Here is a 23,856-nt window from a genome sequence, read left to right as displayed (position 1 = left end):
CGCGCTGCGTCAGGCGTGCCGGGCGGCGCGCGCGTCGGCAGCGAGCCGCAGCAGGGTGTCGACGTGGACCCCGATATCCGGATCGTAGTCGAGCAGCGCCAGCGGGTTTGACAGCCGCGCCCGGCCACTGCGTACCGATGCCACCGCGGCGCGGATGGCATGGTCCAGGGTCTCGCCGCGCGCGCGCGAGAACGCATGCACCGCCTGCGGCCGGATCACTTCCAGGCAGGCGATATTGTCGGCAAACACCAGCGGCGTGCCGCACAGCACCGATTCCACCCCCACCAGCCCGAACGGCTCATAGCCCGACGCCAGGATGGTGAAATCGGCGGCGCGGTAGAGCGCGTCGATGCGGCTGCTATAGCCCAGCTCGCGCACGCGCGGGATGGTGCGCCCGACCGGGCGCCCGGCCACGGCCAGCGTGATCGGCAAGTCCGAGCGCGAGAAATAGTCGGCCAGCAGGTCGAAGCCCTTGCGCGCATGGCCCGACGACGGGAACAGGAACACGATCTCGTCGTCGCCGAAGCCGAATTCGCGCCGCAGCGCCGCGCGCGCGTCGGCATCGACGGGCGTGAAGCGCTGCGTGTCGACCGGCGGGTAGACCAGCTCGACGCGCTCGGGCGCGATCCCGTACAGCTCGACCACTTCGCGCCGCATCAGCGCGGAATGCGCCACCACGCGGTGCGCGCCGGCATATTGCGCGCTTTCGAGATCGATCTGCCACTGGTCCGAGCGCCGCGCCGGCGTGCCGCGCGCGGCGAGATAGCCGCGATGGGTGCCGCCGCAGATGGCGATATCGGAACCGCGCACGCGGTTGCAGCCGATCAGCACTTCGCCGGCATCGCGCAGCCCCTGCAGCCGCCACGAGAAAAAGCGGTCGCGCAGCTTGCCCGGCAGCCACGACACCACGATCCGATGCGCCGCAACACCGGCGGATGCCGCCACGCCGGCGTCGAAGCGGCGCGCGTAGACCGAGACGTCGGTATCGGCGCGCTTCGCCATGGCCCGGCTGATGTCGAGCGCGTAGCGCTCCAGGCCGCCGCCGGCGCCGAAGCGATTGCAGGAGATGCCAACTTTCATCGATCGAGAAGGTAAGGGGTGGGGCGGCGCGCGGCTGCTTTGCGCTTCAGCCGGCGGCCTTGTGGTCCGCCGCGGCGTGCAGCTGCGCCAGCTTGGCGTACTTGTAGTAGCTGGCCTGCGCATTCATCAGCGCGACGCCGAAGCCGGCACTGCCGTCGAGGAAGCCGCGCTTGAGCAGGTAGGTGCGCACGAACGCCCACAAGCCGTGGCCCGCCGCCGACGCGACCGAGCTGCGCTTGCCGCGGGCATAGGCCTGCTGCGCGCCGGCGCTGGAATAGCTGTCGATCTTGCGCAGCACGTCGGACAGCGAGCGGTAGCTGTAGTGGATCAGCGGCTCGCGCAGCCGCGTGACCGGATCGTCCACCTTCAGGTGTTCGTGCACGAGATCGTCGGTGAAGCGGCCGCGGCCCTTGCGGAACACCCGGGTGACGTAGTCCGGATACCAGCCGGCATGGCGCACGAAGGTGCCGCAGAACGCGGACAGGCGCGGCAGTGCCAGTGCCCGCGCATCGGCTTGCTGCAGGTGGTGCAGGATTTCGTCGCGCAGCGCGGGGGTGACGCGTTCATCGGCGTCCAGGCTGAGGATCCAGTCGCCGCTGGCGGCCTGGACCGCGCGGTTTTTCTGCGGGCCGAAGCCGGGCCAGTCGTCGGTTTGGATCACGGTGGCGCCGGCGGCACGCGCGATCGCCGCCGTGTCGTCCGTGCTGGCCCAATCCACTATAATCGCCTCTTCGCACCAGGACACGCTTTCAAGGCATGGCCCGATATTGTGAGCTTCATTCCTGGTAATGATGACGGCGGAGACTTTCATGGAACGTAGGGGCGCGCCCCGTCCGGGCCAGGCCGGCCAGCCGCCGGCGTCGCCGCCAGCCGGGCGCTGATGGAAGAGCGCGTATTCTACCGCACCGGCGCAGTGGCCCCGCAGCCGCCTGCCTGCGATTGCCGGTGCGCGCCGCGCGCGCCGAAGCCCAGATCTCAGTTGCCAAATTGATGACACGAGCACATTGGTCCCGATTCACAGGGATGGAAACTGTTTTATCCCTGGTGGCATGTGCCGCATCGATCGCCGCCGCATCGATCTCCCTTTCACGCCGGATCGGCCAGCACGCACGGGCGGTGGCGGCATGATCGGCGCCTACGTGATCAACCTCGAAACCGCGCAGGCGCGCCGCGAGCGCATTGCCGGCCAGCTGACGCGCCTGGGCGTGCCGTTCCAGGTGTTTGCCGCGGTGAACGGGCGCGCGCTGGCCGAGGACGAGGTCGCGCGCCGCTACGATGCGCAGGCCGCCAGCACCAGCTACCGTCCGATGAGCCGCGGCGAGATCGGCTGCGCGCTGAGCCATCTGGGGGTCTACCGCAAGATGCTCGAGGACGGCGCCAGCCTGGCGCTGGTGCTGGAAGACGATGCACTGCTGGGCGATGACGTGCCGGCGGTGCTCGAGGCCCTGGCGTCGGAGCTGGACCCTGACCGTCCCGACGTCGTGCTGCTGTCGCATGTCGACAAATTCACCCGTTGGGGCATCAGGCCGCTCGGCCAACGACGCAAGCTGGTGCGGCGCTATGGCGAATGGTGGCGCGCGCATGGCTATGTCGTCACCCGCGCCGCCGCCGAGCGGCTGGTGGCCGGGCTGCAACCGACCTGGTGCGCCGCCGACTACTGGTCGGCGTTCGAGCGGCGCGGGCTGGTCTCGGTCCGTGCCGTGGTCCCGTATTGCATCGGCCTGACCGAACTGGCCGAAGCCTCGTCGCTGGAAACGCATCGCGCCGACCTCGACGCCACCGACAAGGCGCGTCGCAGTGTCGGCTATTATCTGCGCCGCTATGTCTACCAGCGCTTCCTGTTCCAGGTCTTCGTCAGGCCGTTCCTGCGCGTCGCGCGCCAGAAGCGGCCGGGCTAGCGCCATGCCCTGGTGCCGGAACGCCGCCCTCATCCAGAAGAAAACCCAGTGACCACATCCAAACCGCCCATTTCGCCAGGTGCCGCCGTGCCGTCCAGCATGGCCAGCCGGCTCTGGTCTTACCTGCGCCCCGAGCTGCGCATCTTCATCGGCGCCATCCTCGCGATGGCGGTGGTGGCCGCCAGCGAAGGGGTGATCCCCAAGGTCGTCAACGACCTGCTCGACAAGGGCTTCGGCGGCGACTACGCCGGCACGCTGTGGCATGTGCCGGCGATCCTGACCGGCGTGGCGCTGATCCGTGGCGTGGCGCAGTTTGCGTCAGGCTACCTGCTGAACCTGATCTCGAACCGCGTGCTGCTGAAGATGCGGCTGCAGATGTTCGAGCGCCTGCTGCAGGCGCCGGCATCGTTCTACCACCGCAATACCGCCGCGTCGCTGATCAACGCGGTGATCTTCGAGGTCAACCAGGTGCTGCAGATCCTGACCAGCGTGTTCATCACGCTGGTGCGCGATTCGCTGACCGTGGTCGCGCTGCTGATCTACCTGTTCTACACCAACTGGCGCCTGACGCTGATCGTCGCGGTAATCCTGCCGGTGATCGGCTACCTGATGTCCAAGATCAACCGCCGGCTGCGCAAGCTCAACCGCGATCACCAGACCTATACCAACAATGCCGCCTATGTGGTCGAAGAGGCGGTGGGCGGCTACAAGGTGGTCAAGCTGCATGGCGGCGAGGCCTATGAACTGCGGCGCTTCCGCACCGTGGCCGAGCGGCTCAAGAACTACTCGATGCGCATGGCGGTGGCGGGCGGGCTGAACCAGCCGGTCACGGCCTTCCTGGCGGCGCTGGCGCTGTCGGTGATCATCACCATTGCCATGGTGCAGGCGCAGGCCAACCAGACCACGGTGGGCGGCTTTACCGGCTTCGTCATGGCGATGCTGCTGCTGATCTCGCCGCTCAAGCACCTGACCGACATCAACCAGCCGCTGACGCGCGGCATCACCGCCGCCGAGATGATCTTCCGGCTGATCGACGAGCCGGTCGAGCCGCAGGATGGCGGCAAGCCGCTCGCGCGCGCCCGCGGCGAACTGGCCTTCGAGCAGGTCGGCTTCCGCTATGGCGAGGCGCCGCGCGCCGCGCTCGATGGCATCGACCTGCGCGTCAGCCCGGGCGAGGTGGTGGCGCTGGTAGGCCCGTCGGGCAGCGGCAAGACCACCCTGGTCAACCTGGTGCCGCGCTTCTTCGATCCCACCTCGGGGCGCATCCTGCTCGACGGCGTGCCGCTGACCGAGCTGTCGCTGAAGGACCTGCGCAACCAGATCGCCTTCGTCAGCCAGGACGTGGTGCTGTTCAACGACACGGTCGCGGCCAATGTGGCCTATGGCGCGCAGCCCGGCAGCGAGATCGACATGGACCGCGTCGAGCGCGCGCTGGCGGCGGCCTACCTGACCGAAACCGTGAAGGGCCTGCCCGAGGGCGTGCAGACCAATATCGGCGACAACGGCATGAAGCTGTCCGGCGGCCAGCGCCAGCGCCTGGCGATCGCGCGCGCGCTGTACAAGGATGCGCCGATCCTGATCCTGGACGAGGCCACCTCGGCGCTGGATTCGGAATCGGAGCGGCAGGTGCAGGCGGCGCTGGAGGAGCTGATGAAGGGCCGCACCACGCTGGTGATCGCGCACCGGCTGTCGACCATCGAGAATGCCGATCGCATCGCCGTGCTCGACCACGGCCGCCTTGCCGAGACCGGCACCCACGCGCAGCTGCTGGCGGCCAACGGCCTGTACGCCGGGCTGCACCGGATCCAGTTCGCCAGCCACTAGGCGGCGGGCATCATCAGGCAAAAGGGCCGGCGCATTCGCGCCGGCCCTTTTTTATTCCCGTTGCCTGGGAGGATCAGTTTGTCGAAGTGACCTGCGGCATCACCTCGTCGATGGCCGCCAGCACCTCGGCCCGTTGCGGCACCACGCCGCCGCCGCCCAGCGACACCGCGCGACCCGGCGCATCGACGCCATACAGGTGGCGCGAAGTGGTGGTGAACAGGATCACCGTCGGCCGGCGCAGCGCGTCGGCAATATGCACGAAACCGGTATCCATGCCGACCACCAGCGACGCCTTGCCCACCATCTGCGCCACGCCGGTGATGCTGAGGCGCGGCATCACCTCGGCGCCGGGCACGCTGGCGGCGATGGTCTCGGCTTCCAGCCGCTCGGCGTCATTGCCCCAGGGCACCAGCACGCGCAGGCCGCGCGCCGAGATGGCGCTGCCGACGCTGATCCAGTCGGCCACCGGCCACTTCTTTTCCTCGCTGGAGGTGGCGTGGAACAGCATCGCATACGGGCCCTTGGCGGCGGCGGCGGGCGTGTCGGCCGGCATTTTCAGGCCGTACTCCATCTCCCGCGTCATGTCGTAGCCTAGCGCGCGGCTGACGGCGCGGCGCATGCGGTTGCGCGCGCAGTCCTCTTCCACGAACGGCTGGAACACATGGTTGTAGGCGAAGCGCGCGCCGCTCTCGCCCAGTTCCTGGACCGGCAGGCCGTAACGGTGGCGCGTGCGGGCGAGGAAGGTGACGATGGCGCTCTTGTAGACGCCGTGGACGTCCAGTACCGCATCGTACTTCTCGCGGCGCAAGGCGCGCAGGGCGCCGAAGATCTCGCGCAGCCCGGCCCAGCTGCGCGCCTTCTTGAAGCCGCGCAGCGGTGCGGCGATCACACGATCGATGTTGGGGTTCCAGCGCGGCACGTCGGCGCAGTACGAGTCGGCGATCCAGTCGATCTTGACGCCGGGAAAGGCGCGCTGCAGGTCAGCCACCAGCGGCTGGGTGAACACCATGTCGCCGAGCGAAGTCAGCTTGACGATGAGAATGCGTTTCATCGGGAACAGTAGCGCGGTCAGGGGCCCGCCTGGTTCGGAAGGTGCGTAGTATGCCTGATCCGGCCGGCATCTGTCCGTGCGATGCATGGGCGACATGCGGTCCGCCGGCTTGCGCGCGATCCGGTAGTATTGGTGGCAGAAGCCTCACGACGATGACGCCAATCCCAACCGGAGACCACCATGTCTGACACGGCATTCCCGATCAGCCGCTACCCCATCCCGGCGCTGGCCGACCTTCCCGACGATATCCGCGCGCGCATCCTTGAGGTCCAGGAAAAGGCCGGCTTCGTTCCCAACGTGTTCCTGGCGCTGGCGCACCGTCCCGACGAGTTCCGCGCCTTCTTCGCCTATCACGATGCGCTGATGCTCAAGGACGGCGGCCTGACCAAGGGCGAGCGCGAAATGATCGTGGTGGCCACGTCCGCCGCCAACCAGTGCCTGTACTGCGTGGTGGCGCATGGCGCGATCCTGCGCATCTACGAGAAGAAGCCGCTGGTCGCGGACCAGGTCGCGGTAAACTACCTGAAGGCCGACATCCCGCCGCGCCAGCGCGCCATGCTCGACTTTGCGATGAAGGTCTGCACCGCTTCGCATGGAGTCAACGAGGCCGATTTCGATGCGCTGCGCGCGCACGGCTTTTCCGACGAGGACGCCTGGGATATCGCCGCGATCACCGCGTTCTTCGGCCTGTCCAACCGCATGGCCAATACCATCGGCATGCGCCCGAATGACGAGTTCTACCTGATGGGCCGGGTGCCCAAGGCGAAATAGCGGCGCCGCGGTGCTGCGGCGCCAGGTGGTTCAGCGTCTTTCGCTCAGCGCACTTCGGCGCAGGCACCGCTCTTGGGATCGAACAGCACCGGCCACGCCTGCTCATAGATGCCGGGCGTGCAGTACTTCTCGCAGCGGTTGTGCGCCAGCGTGACGCGGCGCGGATCCTGCCAGACCAGCAGCTTGCACTGGCTGCCGTCGATCGCCTGCAGCTCGATGTGCGGGGTCTCGCGTATCTGGCGGAACTGGGCCAGGTTGAATTCGCAACTACCGCGCCGCGATACCCACAGCTTCCATTTCAGCGCGCGCACCTCGTTGGCCTTGACGTCCATCAGCGCGTCTTCGCGGAAGCCGTCTTCCTCGGTGCGCTTGCACGCCGCGGCCAGGTTGATGACCCTGGGTGCGATCGGCGTGGCGCGTTCCTTGGGTGCCTCGGGGACTTCTACCTTGGCGGCGGGCGGCGGCGGCGCGCGCCTGGCGATCGGCAATGGCGCGCACGCCACCGATAACAGGAGGGCCAGCACACAGGCCCCATGGTTCGTGGCGTTCATGCCGGACTCCTTGCTTGCCGAGCGGCCCTGCGCGCCCGAACGGCTCGCGCGCACAGCCGGATGCGGCCTTCGTGCGAAGGCCGCTGACTACCTTCGTTTAGTTATAGCGGATTGGCAAACGGAATGGGCTAGGGCCAATACCGAGTCCAGAACCCTGCTTGCGCCAGCCATCGGACAAGCGCCGTCCATGCCTTGCGCTTGCGTTCGCAGTCGGGTTCGCGGTTACGTAATTAAACAGCTTGAAACACTGCAGTGCGCGCACGCGTGCTAGCCTCGCCCCAACCTGTTCTTGCCCGTTCCGACATGAAGCCCCGTCTCCTGGTATCCCTCGTGGTCCTGCCCGTGCTCCTTGGCGCCTTCTGTGCCAGCGCCCATGCCGACGACGACTGGGACGACGATGACCGTTACTATGGGCGGCACCATGGCCGCTATGACAAGGGCGACGACTACAAGGAAGAATTCTGGGTCGGCAACTGCAAGATCAAGCGCAAGTGGAAGGACAACGGCGAGTACAAGGAAGTGCGCAAGTGCAAGGACCGTCCGGTCGTGTACCAGCCGCCGCCGCCACCGCCGGTGTATTACCAGCCTGAACCGGCGCTTGTGATCAGCCCGCACGTGGTGATCCGGCCGTAAAGCAAGACAGCCCGCCAGTCGGCGGGCTGTTTCGCTATGGCGGTGGCGGAACAGCGCGCCGGCCGCTTCACATCAGGATGATGTCGTACTGCTCCTGGTGAAAGGTCGATTCCACCTGCAGCGAAATCGGCTTGCCGATGAAGTCGCCCAGCATCGCCAGGTGCTGGCTTTCCTCTTCCAGGAACAGGTCGATCACTTCCTGCGAGGCCAGGATGCGGAACTCGCGCGGGTTGAACTGGCGCGATTCGCGCATGATCTCGCGCAGGATGTCGTAGCAGACCGTGCGCGGGGTCTTGACCTGGCCCTTGCCCTGGCACACCGGGCATTGTTCGCACAGCACGTGCGCCAGCGACTCGCGCGTGCGCTTGCGCGTCATCTCGACCAGGCCCAGCTGCGAGAAGCTGTTGACGGTGATGCGGGTGCGGTCGCGCGACAGCGCGCGCTTGAGTTCGGACAGCACCGCGTCGCGGTGCTCGGCGTTCTCCATGTCGATGAAGTCGATGATGATGATGCCGCCGAGGTTGCGCAGCCGCAGCTGGCGCGCGATGGTGTGGGCTGCCTCCAGGTTGGTCTTGAAGATGGTGTCGTCGAAGTTGCGCGCGCCGACGTAGCCGCCGGTGTTGACGTCGATGGTCGTCATCGCCTCGGTCTGGTCGATCATCAGGTAGCCGCCCGACTTCAGGTCGACCCGACGCGACAGCGCCTTCTCGATCTCGGCATCGATATTGAACAGGTCGAAGATCGGCCGCTCGCCGGTGTAGTGCGACAGCCGCGGCAGCACCGCCGGCGTGTATTCCTTGGCGAACTCCAGCAGCATCTGGTAGTTCTCGCGCGAGTCGATCTGGATAACGCCGGTGGCGTCGTTGATGAAGTCGCGCAACACGCGCTGGGCCAGGTTCAGGTCCTGGTAGAGCAGGCTCGGCGCGGGCAGCGTGGTGGCGTTCTGGCGGATCGCGCCCCAGATCTTGCGCAGGTAGGCGATATCGTTGCCGAGTTCCTCGTCGGTCGCTTCCTCGGCGATGGTGCGCACGATAAAGCCGCCGCGCTCGTCGGCGGGCACCAGGCCCTGCACGCGGCTGCGCAGCGCCTCGCGGTCGATCTCGCCTTCGATGCGCTGCGAGATGCCGATATGCGGGTCCTGCGGCAGGTACACCAGCGTGCGCCCGGCGATGCTGACCTGGGTCGACAGCCGGGCCCCCTTGGTGCCGATCGGGTCCTTGATCACCTGCACCATCAGCGCCTGGCCCTCGAACAGGGTCTTCTCGATGGCGAGCTGCGGCGTGGAGTTGTTGCGGTCCGGGTCGCGCGGATGCCAGATGTCGGCAACGTGCAGGAAGGCGGCGCGCTCCAGGCCGATGTCGATAAAGGCCGACTGCATGCCGGGCAGCACGCGCACCACCTTGCCCAGATAGATGTTGCCGACCAGCCCGCGCGTGAGCGTGCGTTCGACATGCAGTTCCTGGACGGCGGCCTGCTGCACGATTGCGACGCGGGTCTCTTGGGGCGTGATGTTGACGAGTATGTCTTCAGTCATAGCGGGTGAAACGCGTCGCCGGGAGCCGGCCCGGTGAGGGGCCGGACATGCGGCGGATATGCGGCGGATATGCGGCGCGTAAGCGACCGGTCTTGCGGCGGAATACGGTTGGCCGGCGGTGCCGCTCAGAACCGCAGGCCGGCCTGGCGAAGTAACGCGGCCGTCTCAAACAAGGGCAAGCCCATGATACCTGAATAGCTGCCTGCAATCCGCGCCACGAACTCGGCCGCGCGGCCCTGGATGCCGTAGGCGCCGGCCTTGCCGAGCGGCTCGCCGCTGGCGACGTAGCGCTCGATCTCGGCCGGCTGCAGCGGGCGGAAGGTGACCTCCGAAACCGACAGCGCATGGCGCATGCCGGTGGTCGACACCACCGTCACCGCGGTCAGCACGCGGTGGGTGGTGCCGGCCAGCGCCTCCAGCATGGCGGCGGCGTCGGCGCCGTCGGCGGGCTTGCCGAGGATGCGGCCGCCGAGGCAGACCGTGGTGTCCGAGGTCAGCACCGGCGCATCGGGCAGCGCGCGGCGCTCGCGCCGGCGCAGCGCGGCTTCGGCCTTGAGCGCGCACACGCGCTGGACATAGTCGTCGGGGGTCTCGGCGGGCAGCACCGCTTCGAGCGCTTCGGCGTCTTCGTCGTCGTCGGCCAGCAGCAGTTCGTAGCGCACGCCGAGCTGGGTCAGCAGCTCGCGCCGGCGCGGGCTTTGCGAGGCGAGGTAGAGGTAGTCGTGCAGGGTGTCGGGCATCGCGGCGGGGGCCTTCCGGCGACGGCCGGAGATCAGTCGTCGAATCAGGCCCGATGGTAGGGGTGGTTCTGCGTGACGGACCACGCACGGTACAGCTGCTCGGCCAGCAGCACGCGCACCATGCCGTGCGGCAGGGTCAGGCTGGAGAGCCGGATCAGCGTGCTGGCGCGGGCCTTGAGCGCGGGGTCGAGCCCGTCGGCGCCGCCGATCAGGAAGGCCACGTCGCCGCCCTCGCGCTGCCAGTCGGTCAGCTGCGCGGCCAGTTGCACCGTGGTGAAGTCGCGGCCGCGTTCGTCCAGCGCAACGATGCGGCACTGCTTCGACAGGCTGCCCAGCACCGCCTCGATGCGCGCGGCTTCGCGCTGCATCACGGTGGCGGCGTTATTGCTGGACGAGCGGGTCTCGGGCTTGACCTCGCGCAGCTCGATGCGCAGCTCGGGCGGCATGCGCTTGGCGTACTCGCTGAAGCCGGTTTCGATCCAGCCGGGCATCTTGTGGCCGACGGCCACGATCACCAGTTGCATGGGTCAGGCGATGGGATGGGGCGGCGCGGCCGCCGGACTCGTCGAGTGGCCGCGCACCGGACTCAGGCCGGGCGCGTGGCTCGCTTGCGCGCGGCCGGCTTGGCCGCGGCGGTCTTGGCGGGTGCCTTCTTTGCCACGGTCTTGGTGGCCGTCTTGGTAGCGGTCTTGGTCGCGGTCTTGCGCGCGGTGGTGCCGGCGGCGGTCTTGCGCGGCGCGGCGGCGCGGGTGCCGGCGGTCTTGCTCGCCGTCGTCTTGGTGGCGGTCTTGCGGGCCGGCTTGCGGATGGTGGCGATGGCGTCCGCGTCGGTGTCCTCGTGGCCCATCGGCGGCGACGGCTCTTTCATGCCTTCGGGCAGGCGCGCCAGCGCCGGACGCAGGTTGCTGGCACGGCGCACGGTGCGCACCGGGGCCTCGTCCTCGCGCTCGTCCTGGTCCTCGTCGATCGGCTCGCTGGCCTTGGCCAGGCTGCGCGCGCCGCTGGCCAGCTTCATGCGCACCGGCTTGTCGCCCCAGATCTCTTCCAGGTTGTAGTACAGGCGCAGCTGCGGCTGCAGGATGTGGACCACGGCATCGCCGCAGTCGACCAGCACCCATTCGCCGGTTTCCAGGCCCTCGACCGCGACGATATGGCCGCCCGCTTCCTTCACCGTATCCCGCACCGACGCTGCCAGCGCCTTGGTCTGCCGGTTGGATGTCCCGCTGGCAATCACCACCCGGTCGAACAGTTCCGTCAGGTGGCTGGTGTCGTACACCTTGATGTCCTGCGCTTTGACATCCTCGAGGCCGTCGACGATGGCGCGTTGCAGTTTACGAATATCCATGGGTGTCTTCTTGTTCAGCTGAGATCGGTTTGGGGGTGGGCGCCGGGATCGATGCGACCCTGGTCAGGCCCGGGCCGGGGCGTTGCGGTACAGCCCGTGGCTGGCAATGTAGTGTGCCACGCCGGGCGGCAGTTGGTCATCCGCCGGCTGGCCGGCCGCCAGCCGCTGGCGCAGATGGGTGGAAGAGAGGTCGACGGCGAGCGTCTGGTCGATCCACATCCGGCCGGAGGGCGTGCATTGTATCAGGTGCGTGTCGGCCTGGCGCTCGGCCAGTGCGGCCAGCACCGGACCCTCCAGCGCCTCCAGCGCGAAGCGCGGCCGTGTCGCGGTGCACAAATGCACGTGCGCGAACAGCTCCTGCCAGCCATGCCAGGTGTGCAGGCGCAGCAGCTGGTCGGCGCCCATCAGCCAGCACAGCGACGCCTCGGGACCGTATTCGTCGCGCAGCTGGCGCACCGTGTCGATGGTGTAGCTGGGGCCGGCGCGGTCCACTTCCATGCGGCTGACGCGGACCCGGGCGCCGCTGTCGCCAAGCGCCGCCGCGGCCAGCTCGGTCATCGCCAGGCGGTCGGCGGCCGGGGTCACGTCGTCGCCTTTCTGCCAGGACTGGCCGGTGGGAATCCACACTAGCTCGTCCAGCCCGAGATGGTCGATGCACAGCCGCGCCAGCGCCAGGTGGCCGACGTGAGGCGGGTCGAAGGTGCCGCCCAGGATACCCAGGCGGTAGGGGCGGGCGGCGCCGGCCTGTGGCGAGGCGCCCGCGTCGGCGGCGGGCTTGCGGGGGGGCGGGGGATGGGCCATGGCTTAGCCGTCAGGCCCAGTCGCGCGCCGGCAGGAAGTCGGCGTACAGCGCCGCTTCGGGGCTGCCAGGCTCCGGTTGCCAGTCATAGCGCCAGGCCGCCAGCGGCGGCATCGACATCAGGATGGATTCGGCGCGGCCGCCCGATTGCAGGCCGAACAGCGTGCCGCGGTCGAACACCAGGTTGAATTCGACGTAGCGCCCGCGCCGGTAGGCCTGGAATGCGCGCTCGCGCTCGCCGTAGGGCATGTCCTTGCGCGCCTGCAGGATTGGCAGGTAGGCGTCGAGGAAGGCGTCGCCGACCGCCTGCATCATGGCGAAGCTGCGCTCGAAGCCGAGCGCGGAGAAGTCGTCGAAGAAGATCCCCCCGATGCCGCGCGCCTCGTTGCGGTGCTTCAGGAAGAAATACTCGTCGCACCACTGCTTGAAGCGCGGATACAGGTCGTCGCCGAACGGCGCCAGTGCCTGCCGGCAGGTGCGGTGGAAGTGCGTGCAGTCGTCGGCGTTGCCGTAGTAGGGCGTCAGGTCCATGCCGCCGCCGAACCACCAGACCGGTTCCGCGCCCGGCTTTACCGCCAGGAAGCAGCGCACGTTCATATGCACCGTGGGCACGTGGGGATTGCGCGGATGGAACACCAGCGACACGCCCATGGCCTCGAAGCTGCGCCCCGCCAGTTCCGGCCGGTTGGCCGTGGCCGACGGCGGCAGGGTGTCGCCGCTCACGTGCGAGAAGCCCACGCCGGCGCGCTCCATCACCGCGCCGCCTTCCAGGATGCGGGTGCGGCCGCTGCCGCGCAGGCGTTCGGTGGGCGGTTTCTCCCAGGCGTCGGTCAGGAACGGCTGGCCGTCGATGGCACCGATGGCATCGGTGATGCGGTCTTGCAGACCGAGCAGATAGGCACGGACTGCCTGGGAATCGATCATGGTGGGCTGAATCGGATAAACCGACGAATGGACCGGCCGGATGGCACGCCGGCAGCCAGTCGGCTGCCGGGTGCGTCACAGCATTGTCACGATTGTACCGGCTGGGCGGCCTTCTGGTCGCCAGGCCCGCCGCGGGCGGCGCGTCAGCGCTTGATGGCGCGGTAGCCGATGTCGGTGCGGTACTGCATGCCGTCGAAGCGGATCTGCTCGACCGCGGCATAGGCGGCGCGTTGCGCGGCCTTGACGGTATCGGCCAGGCCGACCACGCACAGCACGCGCCCGCCCGAGGTCAGCAGGGTGCCGTCCTTGAGCGTGGTGCCGGCGTGGAAGGTCACGCTGTCGTCGGTTTCGGCCGGGATGCCGGTGATGGCATCGCCCTTGCGGGGGGCGTCGGGGTAGCCGTGGGCGGCCATCACCACGCCCAGCGCGGTGCGGCGGTCCCAGTCCAGCTCGATGCTGTCGAGCTTGCCCGAGACGGCGGCTTCCATCACGTCGACCAGGTCGGTCTTCAGGCGCGCCAGGATCGGCTGGGTCTCGGGATCGCCCATGCGGCAGTTGAATTCCAGCGTCTTCGGATTGCCGTCCTGGTCGATCATCAGGCCGGCGTAGAGGAAGCCGGTGTAAGGGATGCCATCCTTTTCCATGCCGCGCACGGTCGGCAGGATGATCTCGCGCAGCGCGCGCGCGTGCAGCGCGGGCGTGACCACCGGCGCCGGCGAGTACGCGCCCATGCCGCCGGTGTTGGGGCCGGCATCGGCGTCGAGCAGGCGCTTGTGGTCCTGGCTGGTGGCCAGCGCCAGCACGTTCTTGCCGTCGACCAGCACGATGAAGCTGGCTTCCTCGCCTTCCAGGAACTCTTCGATCACCACGCGCGCGCCGGCGTCGCCCAGCTTGTTGCCGTCGAGCATCATGTCGACCGCCTGGTGCGCTTCCTCCAGCGTCATCGCCACCACCACGCCCTTGCCCGCGGCCAGGCCGTCGGCCTTGATCACGATCGGCGCGCCCTGCGCGTCGATATAGGCATGCGCCTGGGCGGCGTCGGCAAAGGTCTGGTAGGCGGCGGTCGGGATGCCGTGGCGCTGCATGAACGCCTTGGCGAAATCCTTGGACGATTCCAGCTGCGCCGCGGCCTGGGTCGGGCCGAAGATGCGCAACCCCTTGGCGCGGAAGATATCGACGATGCCCGCGGCGAGCGGGGCCTCGGGGCCGACCACGGTGAAGGCCACGCCTTCACGCTCGGCAAACGCCGCGATGACCTCGGGATCGGTCAGCGGAACATTCTGCAGGCGCTTGTCGAGCGCGGTTCCGCCGTTGCCCGGCGCGACGTACACCACCTGCACCTTGGGCGACTGGGCCAATTTCCAGGCCAGCGCGTGTTCACGTCCACCCGAGCCGACAACCAATACTTTCATGATCCACTGCCAGAAAAGAAACGCATGCAAAAAGGCGGCAGCTGGGTCTTGAAAGCCGGGCCGCCGCCGTTGGGGAGCTTGTTACCGTTTTAGTCTTCGATCACCGCGTTGGTGAAGACTTCCTGCACGTCGTCCAGGTTTTCCAGGGCGTCGAGCAGCTTCTGCATCTTGGCGGCGTCGTCGCCGCTGAAGCTGACTTCGTTCTGCGGCTTCATCACCACGTCGGCAACTTCCGCCTTGAAGCCGGCGGCCTCCAGCGCGGCCTTGACCGCCGAAAAATCGTTGGGCGGGCAGGTGACCTCGATCGAGCCGTCGTCGTTGGTGACGACATCGTCGGCGCCGGCTTCCAGCGCGGCTTCCATCAGCTTGTCTTCCGGCGTGCCGGGCGCAAACAGGAATTGCCCGCAGTGGGTGAACATGAAGGCCACCGAACCCTCGGTGCCCATGTTGCCGCCGTGCTTGGAAAACGCATGGCGCACTTCGGCCACGGTGCGGGTGCGGTTGTCGGTGAGGCAGTCGACGATGATCGCGGCGCCGCTCAGGCCGTAGCCTTCATAGCGGATTTCCTCGTAGTTCACGCCTTCCAGGCCACCCACGCCGCGCTGGATCGCGCGCTGGATGTTGTCCTTGGGCATGTTGGCGTCCATGGCCTTGTCCATGGACAGGCGCAGGCGCGGGTTGGAGTCGGGATCACCGCCGCCGAGCTTGGCGGCCACGGTGATTTCCTTGATCAGGCGGGTCCAGATCTTGCCGCGCTTGGCGTCGGCGGCGGCTTTCTTGTGTTTGATATTGGCCCATTTCGAGTGACCGGCCATGATTCTCTCCGAAGCGGAATGCGGTGATCTGCGGTGATGTTGTGCGGGGTCGCCAGGCGCGCCGCGGCGGCATCCGCAAGGCGGGCGGGCGGCGCGCGCCAGGTGACGGGTATGCCTGGCGGCTGGCTATAATCAGCCCGGGATTTTATCACGCGGGCCTGTCCGCGCCGCCCACACCGTACCGACCCTCACCGGAATCCAGGAACATCATGGCCGACCCCATCCTCATCGCCAAGAATGCCGAACATGAACTGGTGCTGCTGCCGCAGATGGGCAACCGGCACGGGCTGATCACCGGCGCCACCGGCACCGGCAAGACCGTCACGCTGCAGACGCTGGCGCAGGGGTTCTCGCGCCTGGGCGTGCCGGTGTTCATGGCGGATGTCAAAGGTGACCTGACCGGCATTTCGCAGCCCGGCCAGCCGTCGGACAAGCTCAAGCAGCGGCTCGCCGACCTGAACCTGCCCGAGCCGGCGTGGGGCGGCTGCCCCACCACGTTGTGGGATGTGTTCGGCGAGAAGGGCCATCCCGTGCGCGCCACGGTCTCGCACATGGGGCCGCTGCTGCTGTCGCGCATGCTCGAGCTGAACGATACGCAGCAGGGCGTGCTGAATCTGGTGTTCCGCATTGCCGACGCCAACGGCCTGCTGCTGCTCGACGCCAAGGACCTGCGCGCGATGCTGCAGTATGTCGGCGACAACGCCGGCCAGTTCACCACCGAGTACGGCAATATCTCGGCCGCCTCGATCGGCGCGATCCAGCGCGGGCTGATCGCGCTGGAATCGCAGGGCGGCGACGTCTTCTTCGGCGAGCCCATGCTGAACCTGGAAGACTTCATCCAGACCGACCAGGGCCAGGGCGTGGTCAATATCCTGGCCGCCGACAAGCTGATGAACTCGCCGCGGCTTTACGCGACCTTCCTGCTGTGGATGCTGTCCGAACTGTTCGAGAAGCTGCCCGAGGCCGGCGACCTGGACCAGCCCAAGCTGGTGTTCTTCTTCGACGAGGCCCACCTGCTGTTCAACGATGCGCCCAAGGCGCTGCTCGACAAGATCGAGCAGGTGGTGCGGCTGGTGCGCTCCAAGGGCGTGGGTGTGTACTTCGTCACGCAGAACCCGGTGGATATCCCGGATACGGTGCTGGGGCAGCTCGGTAACCGCGTGCAGCATGCGCTGCGCGCCTTCACCCCGCGCGACCAGAAGGCGGTCAAGGTGGCGGCCACCACCATGCGCGCCAACCCGAAGCTGGACCTGGAGAGCGCCATCGGCGAACTGGGCGTGGGCGAGGCGCTGGTGTCGTTCCTCGACGCCAAGGGCACGCCGTGCGTGACCGAGCGCGCCTGGGTGCTGGCGCCGGGCAGCCGCATCGGCCCGGCCACCGAGGACGAACGCCGGCAGCTGATCGCAAACTCGCTGGTGGCCGGCACCTATGACAAGACCGTCGACCGCGAATCCGCTTATGAAAAGCTGCGCGGCAGCGTTCCGACCGTGGCCAATGGCGGCAAGGGCGCGGGCGGCGCACAGTCCGGGCAGCCGGCGGGCGAGCAGGACAGCGGCTGGCTCGGCACCGCCGGCGAAATCTTCGGCACGCTGACCAAGGGCACTGGCAAGAGCGGCCGCGGCGATTCGATCCTGGAATCGATGGCCAAGTCGGCGGCGCGCACGGTGGGCTCGCAGGTCGGGCGCGAGCTGATTCGGGGCGTGCTGGGGAGTTTGCTGGGGAAGAAAAAGTAAAGGCAGTGCAAGCTTGCCCGCGGTTTGCTCCCCTCTCCCGCGCGCGGGAGAGGGGCCGGGGGTGAGGGCGGGCGCCGGCAATTGCGGCAGCTGTTACTTCGTGGAAGCTCCCGCCCTCATCCCGACCCTCTCCCGCAGGCGGGAGAGGGAGTACCCCAGCGGTAGGTAGTTCGAGCGTCAACGCCGCTGCGCCGCGTCTCTGGTTCTCGCCGCTTCAGCGTCCTCGCGCATCTTGCGCGCGAACAGGCGGGCAAAGAACCAGCCCATGCCGATGATGAAGGCGATCACGCCCAGGCTCATCAGCCCGGTGCTGGTGCTGAACAGGATCTTGAAGGCTTCCATGTGTGGCTCCCTTGGTGTGGATGGCGGCGCGCGGCGTGGTTGCGCCGGCGCTTGCCGCCAGTGTAGGGAGCCGCACCAGGCGGGCTATTGAGGCCGGTCAAGCGCCGGCCAGCCCGGGTCCGTGCCGTCAGTTCTTGGTGCCGAACAGCCGGTCGCCCGCATCGCCCAGTCCGGGCACGATGTACGCATCGGCATCCAGGTGGCTGTCGAGCGAGGCGACGAAAAGCTTCACCCCCGGATGCGCCTTCTGGAACACTTCCACCCCCTCGGGCGCGGCTACCAGCGCGACGAAGGTGATGGCCTCGTCCTTGACGCCGCGGCGCTTGAGCACCTCCACCGCGTGCGCGGCGGAATAGCCGGTGGCGACCATCGGATCGCACAGGATAAAGCTGCGGTCTTCCAGCGCCGGCAGGCGCACCAGGTATTCCACCGGGCGGTGCTGCTCGTCGCGGTACACGCCGATATGGCCGATGCGCGCCGACGGGATCAGCTCGACCAGGCCATCGCTCATGCCCACGCCCGCGCGCAGCACCGGCACGATGGTCAGCTTCTTGCCGGCGATCACCGGCGCGTCCAGCTCGACCAGCGGGGTTTCGATGCGGCGCGTGGTCAGCGGCAGGTTGCGGGTGATCTCGTAGCCCATCAGCAGCGTGATCTCGCGCAGCAGCTCGCGGAACGTGCGCGTCGACGTTTCCTTGTCGCGCATGTGCGAGAGCTTGTGCTGGATCAGCGGGTGGTCGAGGATGAAGAGATTGGGAAAGCGCGGGTCTTGTTTCATGGCTGGCGGCGAGGGCTCGGCGGGATGGCGAGTGAAGCGGGCGCGCGAGGCCAGTTGGGGCTCGCGCGCCGCGCCGTTGCAGCCGGATTGTAATGGAAGCGGGCCGCCGCGCCCGGCAGCGGCCCGCAGTGGCCGCGTGGCGCCTCGGGCTAGTCGAGCGCGCGGTTCTTCGACTCGATATCCACCAGGAAGATGGCGAGCGCCGCGACGGCCAGGAACGAGGACAGCAGCGCCAGCGCCAGCGTGAACTGGCTGGCCATGATCGGCGCGACGATGGACGGGGCGAACAGGCCGCCGAAGCGCGCCATCGCGCCCGCGGTACCCATGCCGCTGGCGCGCAGGTCGGTCGGGTACACCTCGGGCGTGAAGGCGTACAGCGCGCCCCAGGTGCCGAGCAGCGAGAAGCTCATCAGCAGGGTCGAGCCGATCACCAGCGCGGGCGACTGGCCCAGGCTGTACAGCATGCAACCCGCCGCGCTCAGCAGCAGGAAGCCGATCAGGGTCGGCTTGCGGCCCCAGCGCTCGACGCCATGCGCGGCCAGCGCGAAGCCCGGCAGCTGCACCAGCGCCAGCACGATCAGGAACACCTGGCCGCGCATGAAGCCGAAGCCCTGGCCCGCCAGCTTCACCGGCAGATAGACGAAGACCCCGTAATAGGCGATCGAGATCAGCATCCACGCCGCCAGCAGGCAGATGGTGCGGCGCCGGCAGCCGGCGGCGAACAGCGCGAACACCGATTTGCGCTCCATCTTCTGCGGCTGCAGCGCGCCGATCTCGACCGACACGCGGTTGGCCGCGGCCACCCGCTGCAGCACCGCGCGGGCCTCGTCCGAGCGCCCTGACTTGTTCAGGTAGAGCGGCGACTCGGGCACGAAGAAGCGGAACACCACGCCGACCAGCGCCGGGATGCCGGTGACCAGGAAGATCAGCCGCCACGCGTCATTGCCGCGCGACACCGCGATCAGCGCCAGGATTGCCAGCAGGATGGTGCCGACCGCCCAGAACGACTCCAGCAGCACCAGCCAGCGGCCGCGCCGGTCCGACGGCAGGAACTCGGCCATCATGGTGTAGTCGACCGGCAGGGTGCCGCCGACGCCGATGCCGGTCAGGAAGCGCAGCAGCAGCAGCCACTGGAAGTCCGGCGCGAAGGCCGAGGCGACGCCGCAGATGGCGTCGATGACCACCGCCATCATCAGCACCGGGCGGCGGCCGATGCGGTCGGCCAGCCGGCCGAAGGCGAAGGCGCCGATCAGCATGCCGACGAAGAACATGGTGCCGGTCTGCAGCGCGGTCGGCACCGGGATGCCGAAGGTGGCCGCGATCGACGGCGCGGTGAAGCCGATCGACAGCACCTGCATCGCGTCGGCAAGCCACACCAGGCCGAAGATGACGAAGAGCCGGTACTGGAAGCGGCCGACGCCGGCGGCGCGGATGCCTTGCTCGATCGTGATGGGTTGCGACGACGCTGCGCGCGCGCTGGGCTGCGGGGCCGAGCCTAGCGTGGCGTCCGGGATGGTCGTGGTGGCCATGGATGAAATGGATGACGACATGTTGGTCTACCTGTCTCGTTATAGGCTGGTTCTGGAACTCGGAAGCACGCTCGGGGCGATGCCGGCAGCTGCGGCATGCAACGGCGCCGGGCTGGCTGGCACGACCGGCACGATTGGCACCGTGGGGGCATCCCGGCGGGGGCGATGGCTTCCGCCTGGCGAGGCTGGAACTAGCCCGGTAGTACGCCTGCAACAGCTTGCTGGATCTGATACGACATAGTCACTCCTGGTTGTCTACCCTTGGTTTGGTCAGGCCCGACCGGTGTCCCGGCGCGCCGGTGGTCTGGCGGAACCATGCAAGCCCCGCGCCAGCGCGTCCGGTGATGTATCGGGCCGGTCTTATGGTTTTGTGTTCTTGTCCGCCGCATGCGGCGCGCCGTCCTTGTGCGGGGAGGCACCGCTGCGTGCCCGCTGGCACTCATGTAGTGCGCACTACATGATCGTTCAGCGTAAGCTACATGAAACTGGCGGGCAAGGCCGAATTGCGTTTCTCTCCTCGGGGTTTTCCCGCGCGCAAGCCGGCTGGCGCAGGGTGGGTCACGCCCAGGCGCCCGGCGCCGATGCGCAAGGCCCGCAGCGTGGTGCACGGTGCTCCGGTGGTTCAGTGGGCAGGCGTCGCGCGCAGCCGCGCAACGGTGTTCTCCAGGTCCTGCCAGGCGGGTTTGTCGGGCGCAAAGCGCGCGCGCAGGTACTGCACCAGTTGCGCGATCTGCCGGTCGTCGAGCGTGTCGGCATAGGCCGGCATCGCGCCCAGTTCGCTGTTGGGAGGTGCCGGCATGCCGCGCAGCAGCACCTGGATCACGTTGTCGGGCAGCTTGCTGTGCAGGTTGGTATTGAGCGCCAGCGACGGCTTGACGCCGAACTGCGCGATGCCCTGGTCCGACTGGTGGCAGACCGCGCAGGCGCTCTGGTACAGGCGTTCGGCGGCACCGCCAAGCGTGCGCGCGGCCTGCTGGCTGCGTTGTTCGACCTGCGCGGCCTGCGCCGCCAGCACCGACGGTGCCGGCGCGGGCGCCCCGAACGAGGCTACGTAATGCGCGATCGCGCGCACGTCGTCCTCGGGCAGTTGCGCGAGCTCTTCCACCACCGGCGCCATCGGTCCCGCCGCGGCGCCATGATGCGGTGCATAGCCGCCGCGCAGGTAAGTGAACAGCGCGGCCTCGGTCCACGGCACCGGGGCGTGCGACAGCGCGGTCAGCGCCGGCGCTTCCCAGCCTTCGGCGCTGCCGCCGGTCAGGTAGCGCCGGCCGCCTTGCTCGGCACCCAGGGCGTTGCGCGGCGAATGGCAGGCGCTGCAGTGGCCCAGCCCCTCGGCCAGGTATGCGCCGCGATTCCATTGCGCCGATTGCGCCGGGTCCGGCGTAAAGCGTTCGTTGCGATGGAACAGCAGGTTCCAGCCGGCCAGCAGCGGCCGCAGGTTGAACGGGAAGGCGAGCTGCGTCTGCGGCACCGCGGATGTCACCGGCTGGGCCGACATCAGGTAGCCGTACAGCGCCTGCATGTCGCCATCGCTGATCCTGGCGAAGGCGGTGTACGGGAATGCCGGATACAGGCGCCGCCCGTCGCGGTGGATGCCTTCGCGCATGGCGCGCTCGAATGCGGCGAACGACCAGTTGCCGATGCCGGTCTGCACATCCGGCGTGATGTTGGTGCTGTAGACCGTGCCGAAGGGTGTTTCCAGCGGCAGGCCGCCGGCGTTCTTCACGCCGCCGGGCGCGGTATGGCAGACCGCGCAGTCGCCGGCGGCCGCCACCAGCCGGCCGCGTTCGAGCGTGGCGGCGGAATAGAAGCCGGGCTCGGGCGGCGCCACCGGCGCGATCGGCGCGCGCCAGGGCAACAGCGTGGCGCACACGCCGGCCGCGGCGGCGGCCGCCGCTGCGATCCAGCCGCGCTTCTTGCGTTGCTTGCCGGGATTGGCCTCGGCCAGCGCCAGGCGGATGCGTTCGGCGCTGAACGGTGGCTTGCGCAGGCGCACGCCGGTGGCGTCGAAGATGGCATTGGCGACGGCGGCGGCCGCGGGCATCGAATCGGTGGGGCCGGCAGCCAGCGCATCGGGCGTGGCCAGCGTGCCGGCCAGCCGCACTTCCGGCAGGGCCCGGGCCGGCATGGCAGGCAAGGTTTCCCCCGCAACACGCGTGTCGGCCGGCCAGGTGTCGAACGCCGGCGTGGCGGCGGTCAGTTGCAGCGCGGTTGCGGCCACGTCCCGCTCGATCGAGCGCGGCATCGAGCGCGTTATTGCGGCGGCTTGCGGTGGCGGCAGCGATTCGCTGTCATGCCCGACCGTGACGCGCGTGACCGCCAGCTCGCCGGTGGTGCCGTCGACCTCGACTTCCGCGACCCACGCCGACCAGCTCTGGCCGGCGTCGTGGTCGATGGTGTGGGCGTAGGCAAAGCCGCGGCCGCGCCGCACATTGCCTGCGGCGGGGGTCGCGCGCGGCGCGGCGGCATGGGCGTCCGGGTCCCAGCCGGCGCGCCCGGCCACCTGCCGCACCAGCGCGGCGCCGCGCGGGTCGTCCAGATGCGCGAGGCGCAGCGCCACCGGGTCGGCGTCGCTGGCGGCGGCAAGCTCGTCGAGATGCGATTCGCGCGCGAACACTTGCGCGCAGGCTGCCGTCAGCGGCGCGGCGGCGAATGCAGCCGGGTCGCCGGACACGGACAGTTCGACATGCGGGATGCCATACGGCGGCAGCGCAGCGTCGCCGTCATGGCTCGCCTCGATGGCGTCGGCCACCGGCGCCGGCGTGAGCGTGAGCCACAGCGCCAGCGGCGCTGCCGGGGGTGGCGTGCCCGCCAGCGTGGCGGCGTAGGCGTCGACAGTGGCGCCGCTGCGCGCGCTATCGACGCGGATATCGAGCGCGGCATCGGCCAGGCCCACCTCGGCGGCGCGCAGCCGGCGCACCACCGCTTGCCCGCTGGCGTGCGCCAGCAGGGCCGCGTCGGCGGCGGCGTGCGGAGCCAGCAGCGTGGGGTCGGCGCGGTCGTTTTGGTCTTGCCAGCAGACCAGTCGCACTTGCGTTGGCGCGATGCCCAGCAGCGCGGCCAGTTCGGCGCGCAGCGCGCCGGGGCGCGTGGCCGGCAGCCATACGGTCAGCGTGCCGTCGCGCCACTCGGCGACAACGGTGCAGCAGCCATCGTCGCGGGTGCCCGCCAGCGGCCACTGGTAATGCTGTGTGTGGGTTGCGCGGGCATGTTCGAGCGCAGAGGCGGCATCGCCGCGTTGCGCCAGTGTGTGGCGCGCCGCAGGGGTGGCGTTGGCGCGCGGCAGACCAGACCAGCGCGCCCGCAGGGCGCGCGCCGCGTCGGCGGCCTGGGCGGCCGAGACCGCGGCCACGCCGGCAAAGTTGTTGCGGACCAGCACGGCGCGGATGCCGGGCAGCGCCAGCGCGGCATCGCGCCCGGCGTGCAGCAGGCGCGCCGCGAGCGGCTCGCCGCCCACCCAGCGCAGGCCCGGCGGTGTCAGCACATGGGCCACCAGGCAATCGGCGGCGTGCGGCGGCAGGCCGGTGGCCAGTGCCGTCGCTTGCGTGGAGGCTTGCACGATGCCCGAGCTCACGACGCCGCCCCTTGCGCGGCCTGCCGCTGCAGCACCGCGGCCCGCCTGACCGCGCGCACGATTTCCACATGCGTGCCGCAACGGCACAGGTTGAAGCGCAAGGCTTCGCGGATCTGGGCTTCGTCGGGATCGGGGTTCTGCGCCAGCAGCGCCTTGGCGGTCATGATCATGCCGTTCAGGCAATAGCCGCATTGCGCGGCCTGTTCTTCGATAAATGCCTGCTGCACGGGGTCGGGATGCTGTGCCGTGCCCAGGCCCTCGAGCGTGGTCACCGCGTGGCCCACCACGGCCTTGACCGGCAGCACGCACGAACGCGCCGGCAGGCCGTCCACCAGCACCGTGCAGGCGCCGCACTGGCCCAGGCCGCAACCGTACTTGGGCCCGTTGCAGCAGAGGTCGTTGCGCAGGATGTAGAGCAGCGGCGTGTCAGGCGCCACCTCGAGCGTGTGCTCGGCGTGGTTGACCTGCAGGGTCAGGGGGCGGGGCGTGTTCATCGGGGGCTGGGGGCGGTTTGAACATCACG

General features: G+C 68.9%; 22 protein-coding genes. 5 read left to right on the top strand and 17 right to left on the bottom strand.

All coding sequences use genetic code 11. The features are described 5' to 3' along the window. Positions 1–9: 9 nt before the first annotated feature. Together A3AG_RS0119420 and A3AG_RS0119415 are read right to left on the bottom strand one after the other, a co-directional pair. Positions 10–1,080, bottom strand: a complete 1,071-nt coding sequence (locus A3AG_RS0119420) for a glycosyltransferase family 4 protein (protein ID WP_018007030.1) — start codon at positions 1,078–1,080, stop codon at positions 10–12. Positions 1,081–1,126: 46 nt separating this feature from the next. Beyond that, the gene (locus A3AG_RS0119415) at positions 1,127–1,891 is read right to left on the bottom strand and encodes a glycosyltransferase family 2 protein (RefSeq protein ID WP_018007029.1); all 765 of its coding nucleotides are present in this window, start codon (positions 1,889–1,891) and stop codon (positions 1,127–1,129) included. Positions 1,892–2,204: 313 nt separating this feature from the next. Between A3AG_RS0119415 and A3AG_RS0119410 the strand changes: the two genes are divergently transcribed. Continuing rightward, complete coding sequence (locus A3AG_RS0119410; RefSeq protein WP_026164317.1) at positions 2,205–2,978, top strand: glycosyltransferase family 25 protein; 774 nt, start codon at positions 2,205–2,207, stop codon at positions 2,976–2,978. A 99-nt stretch (positions 2,979–3,077) separates the two neighbouring features. Then, positions 3,078–4,802, top strand: a complete 1,725-nt coding sequence (gene msbA / locus A3AG_RS0119405; protein ID WP_172583517.1) for a lipid A export permease/ATP-binding protein MsbA — start codon at positions 3,078–3,080, stop codon at positions 4,800–4,802. 73 nt (positions 4,803–4,875) lie between these two features. On the opposite strand, the gene waaC is transcribed toward msbA, so the two are convergent. Continuing rightward, positions 4,876–5,853: a lipopolysaccharide heptosyltransferase I gene (gene waaC, locus A3AG_RS0119400; RefSeq protein WP_018007026.1), complete on the bottom strand. Its 978-nt coding sequence runs from the start codon at positions 5,851–5,853 to the stop codon at positions 4,876–4,878. A gap of 180 nt (positions 5,854–6,033) precedes the next feature. Between waaC and A3AG_RS0119395 the strand changes: the two genes are divergently transcribed. Beyond that, positions 6,034–6,624 (top strand): peroxidase-related enzyme, encoded by a 591-nt coding sequence (locus tag A3AG_RS0119395; protein ID WP_018007025.1) that lies wholly within the window; start codon positions 6,034–6,036, stop codon positions 6,622–6,624. A gap of 44 nt (positions 6,625–6,668) precedes the next feature. Here A3AG_RS0119395 and A3AG_RS0119390 read toward each other — a convergent pair whose 3' ends face one another. Beyond that, entirely contained in the window at positions 6,669–7,175 is a 507-nt protein-coding gene (locus A3AG_RS0119390; RefSeq protein ID WP_018007024.1) for a hypothetical protein, read from the bottom strand. A 303-nt stretch (positions 7,176–7,478) separates the two neighbouring features. On the opposite strand from A3AG_RS0119390, the gene A3AG_RS0119385 reads away from it, so the two are divergent. Further along, the gene (locus A3AG_RS0119385) at positions 7,479–7,808 is read left to right on the top strand and encodes a hypothetical protein (RefSeq protein WP_026164316.1); all 330 of its coding nucleotides are present in this window, start codon (positions 7,479–7,481) and stop codon (positions 7,806–7,808) included. A 67-nt stretch (positions 7,809–7,875) separates the two neighbouring features. On the opposite strand, the gene rng is transcribed toward A3AG_RS0119385, so the two are convergent. The 8 genes from rng to A3AG_RS0119345 form a co-directional block, all read right to left on the bottom strand. Next, positions 7,876–9,342, bottom strand: coding sequence for a ribonuclease G (rng, locus tag A3AG_RS0119380; RefSeq protein WP_018007022.1), 1,467 nt, complete (start codon positions 9,340–9,342; stop codon positions 7,876–7,878). 125 nt (positions 9,343–9,467) lie between these two features. Next, on the bottom strand, positions 9,468–10,082 hold the full coding sequence (locus A3AG_RS0119375) for a Maf family protein (RefSeq protein ID WP_018007021.1): 615 nt from the start codon (positions 10,080–10,082) through the stop codon (positions 9,468–9,470). A 44-nt stretch (positions 10,083–10,126) separates the two neighbouring features. Continuing rightward, a complete protein-coding gene (rlmH, locus tag A3AG_RS0119370; protein WP_011614787.1) occupies positions 10,127–10,606 on the bottom strand; it encodes a 23S rRNA (pseudouridine(1915)-N(3))-methyltransferase RlmH in 480 nt (159 codons plus the stop codon). Between the two features lie 62 nt (positions 10,607–10,668). Further along, positions 10,669–11,427, bottom strand: a complete 759-nt coding sequence (gene rsfS, locus A3AG_RS0119365) for a ribosome silencing factor (protein ID WP_018007020.1) — start codon at positions 11,425–11,427, stop codon at positions 10,669–10,671. A gap of 63 nt (positions 11,428–11,490) precedes the next feature. Continuing rightward, positions 11,491–12,228, bottom strand: a complete 738-nt coding sequence (locus tag A3AG_RS0119360) for a nicotinate-nucleotide adenylyltransferase (RefSeq protein WP_018007019.1) — start codon at positions 12,226–12,228, stop codon at positions 11,491–11,493. Between the two features lie 10 nt (positions 12,229–12,238). After that, positions 12,239–13,150: an oxygen-dependent coproporphyrinogen oxidase gene (hemF, locus tag A3AG_RS0119355; RefSeq protein ID WP_018007018.1), complete on the bottom strand. Its 912-nt coding sequence runs from the start codon at positions 13,148–13,150 to the stop codon at positions 12,239–12,241. A 143-nt stretch (positions 13,151–13,293) separates the two neighbouring features. Beyond that, positions 13,294–14,562, bottom strand: a complete 1,269-nt coding sequence (gene purD / locus A3AG_RS0119350; RefSeq protein WP_026164314.1) for a phosphoribosylamine--glycine ligase — start codon at positions 14,560–14,562, stop codon at positions 13,294–13,296. Positions 14,563–14,651: 89 nt separating this feature from the next. After that, complete coding sequence (locus A3AG_RS0119345; protein WP_018007016.1) at positions 14,652–15,377, bottom strand: YebC/PmpR family DNA-binding transcriptional regulator; 726 nt, start codon at positions 15,375–15,377, stop codon at positions 14,652–14,654. Between the two features lie 209 nt (positions 15,378–15,586). Here A3AG_RS0119345 and A3AG_RS0119340 point away from each other — a divergent pair, with 209 nt between their 5' ends. Further along, positions 15,587–17,110: a helicase HerA-like C-terminal domain-containing protein gene (locus tag A3AG_RS0119340; protein ID WP_018007015.1), complete on the top strand. Its 1,524-nt coding sequence runs from the start codon at positions 15,587–15,589 to the stop codon at positions 17,108–17,110. A gap of 177 nt (positions 17,111–17,287) precedes the next feature. Here the strand turns inward: A3AG_RS0119340 and A3AG_RS33530 are convergent, their stop codons facing one another. The 5 genes from A3AG_RS33530 to A3AG_RS0119315 form a co-directional block, all read right to left on the bottom strand. Continuing rightward, on the bottom strand, positions 17,288–17,452 hold the full coding sequence (locus A3AG_RS33530; protein WP_018007014.1) for a DUF3149 domain-containing protein: 165 nt from the start codon (positions 17,450–17,452) through the stop codon (positions 17,288–17,290). Positions 17,453–17,579: 127 nt separating this feature from the next. Continuing rightward, positions 17,580–18,230 (bottom strand): uracil phosphoribosyltransferase, encoded by a 651-nt coding sequence (gene upp / locus A3AG_RS0119330; protein WP_012352165.1) that lies wholly within the window; start codon positions 18,228–18,230, stop codon positions 17,580–17,582. 149 nt (positions 18,231–18,379) lie between these two features. After that, the gene (locus A3AG_RS0119325; protein WP_018007013.1) at positions 18,380–19,780 is read right to left on the bottom strand and encodes an MFS transporter; all 1,401 of its coding nucleotides are present in this window, start codon (positions 19,778–19,780) and stop codon (positions 18,380–18,382) included. Positions 19,781–20,381: 601 nt separating this feature from the next. Then, positions 20,382–23,333, bottom strand: a complete 2,952-nt coding sequence (locus tag A3AG_RS0119320) for a c-type cytochrome (RefSeq protein ID WP_018007012.1) — start codon at positions 23,331–23,333, stop codon at positions 20,382–20,384. Beyond that, a complete protein-coding gene (locus A3AG_RS0119315) occupies positions 23,330–23,827 on the bottom strand; it encodes a (2Fe-2S)-binding protein (protein WP_018007011.1) in 498 nt (165 codons plus the stop codon). Before A3AG_RS0119315 ends, A3AG_RS0119320 begins: the two co-directional genes overlap by 4 nt. Between the last annotated feature and the right edge of the window lie 29 nt (positions 23,828–23,856).

The sequence above is a fragment of the Cupriavidus neocaledonicus genome (assembly GCF_000372525.1).
GTDB classification, from domain to species: Bacteria; Pseudomonadota; Gammaproteobacteria; order Burkholderiales; family Burkholderiaceae; genus Cupriavidus; species Cupriavidus neocaledonicus.
This window is presented reverse-complemented; position numbering and strand designations above follow the sequence as displayed.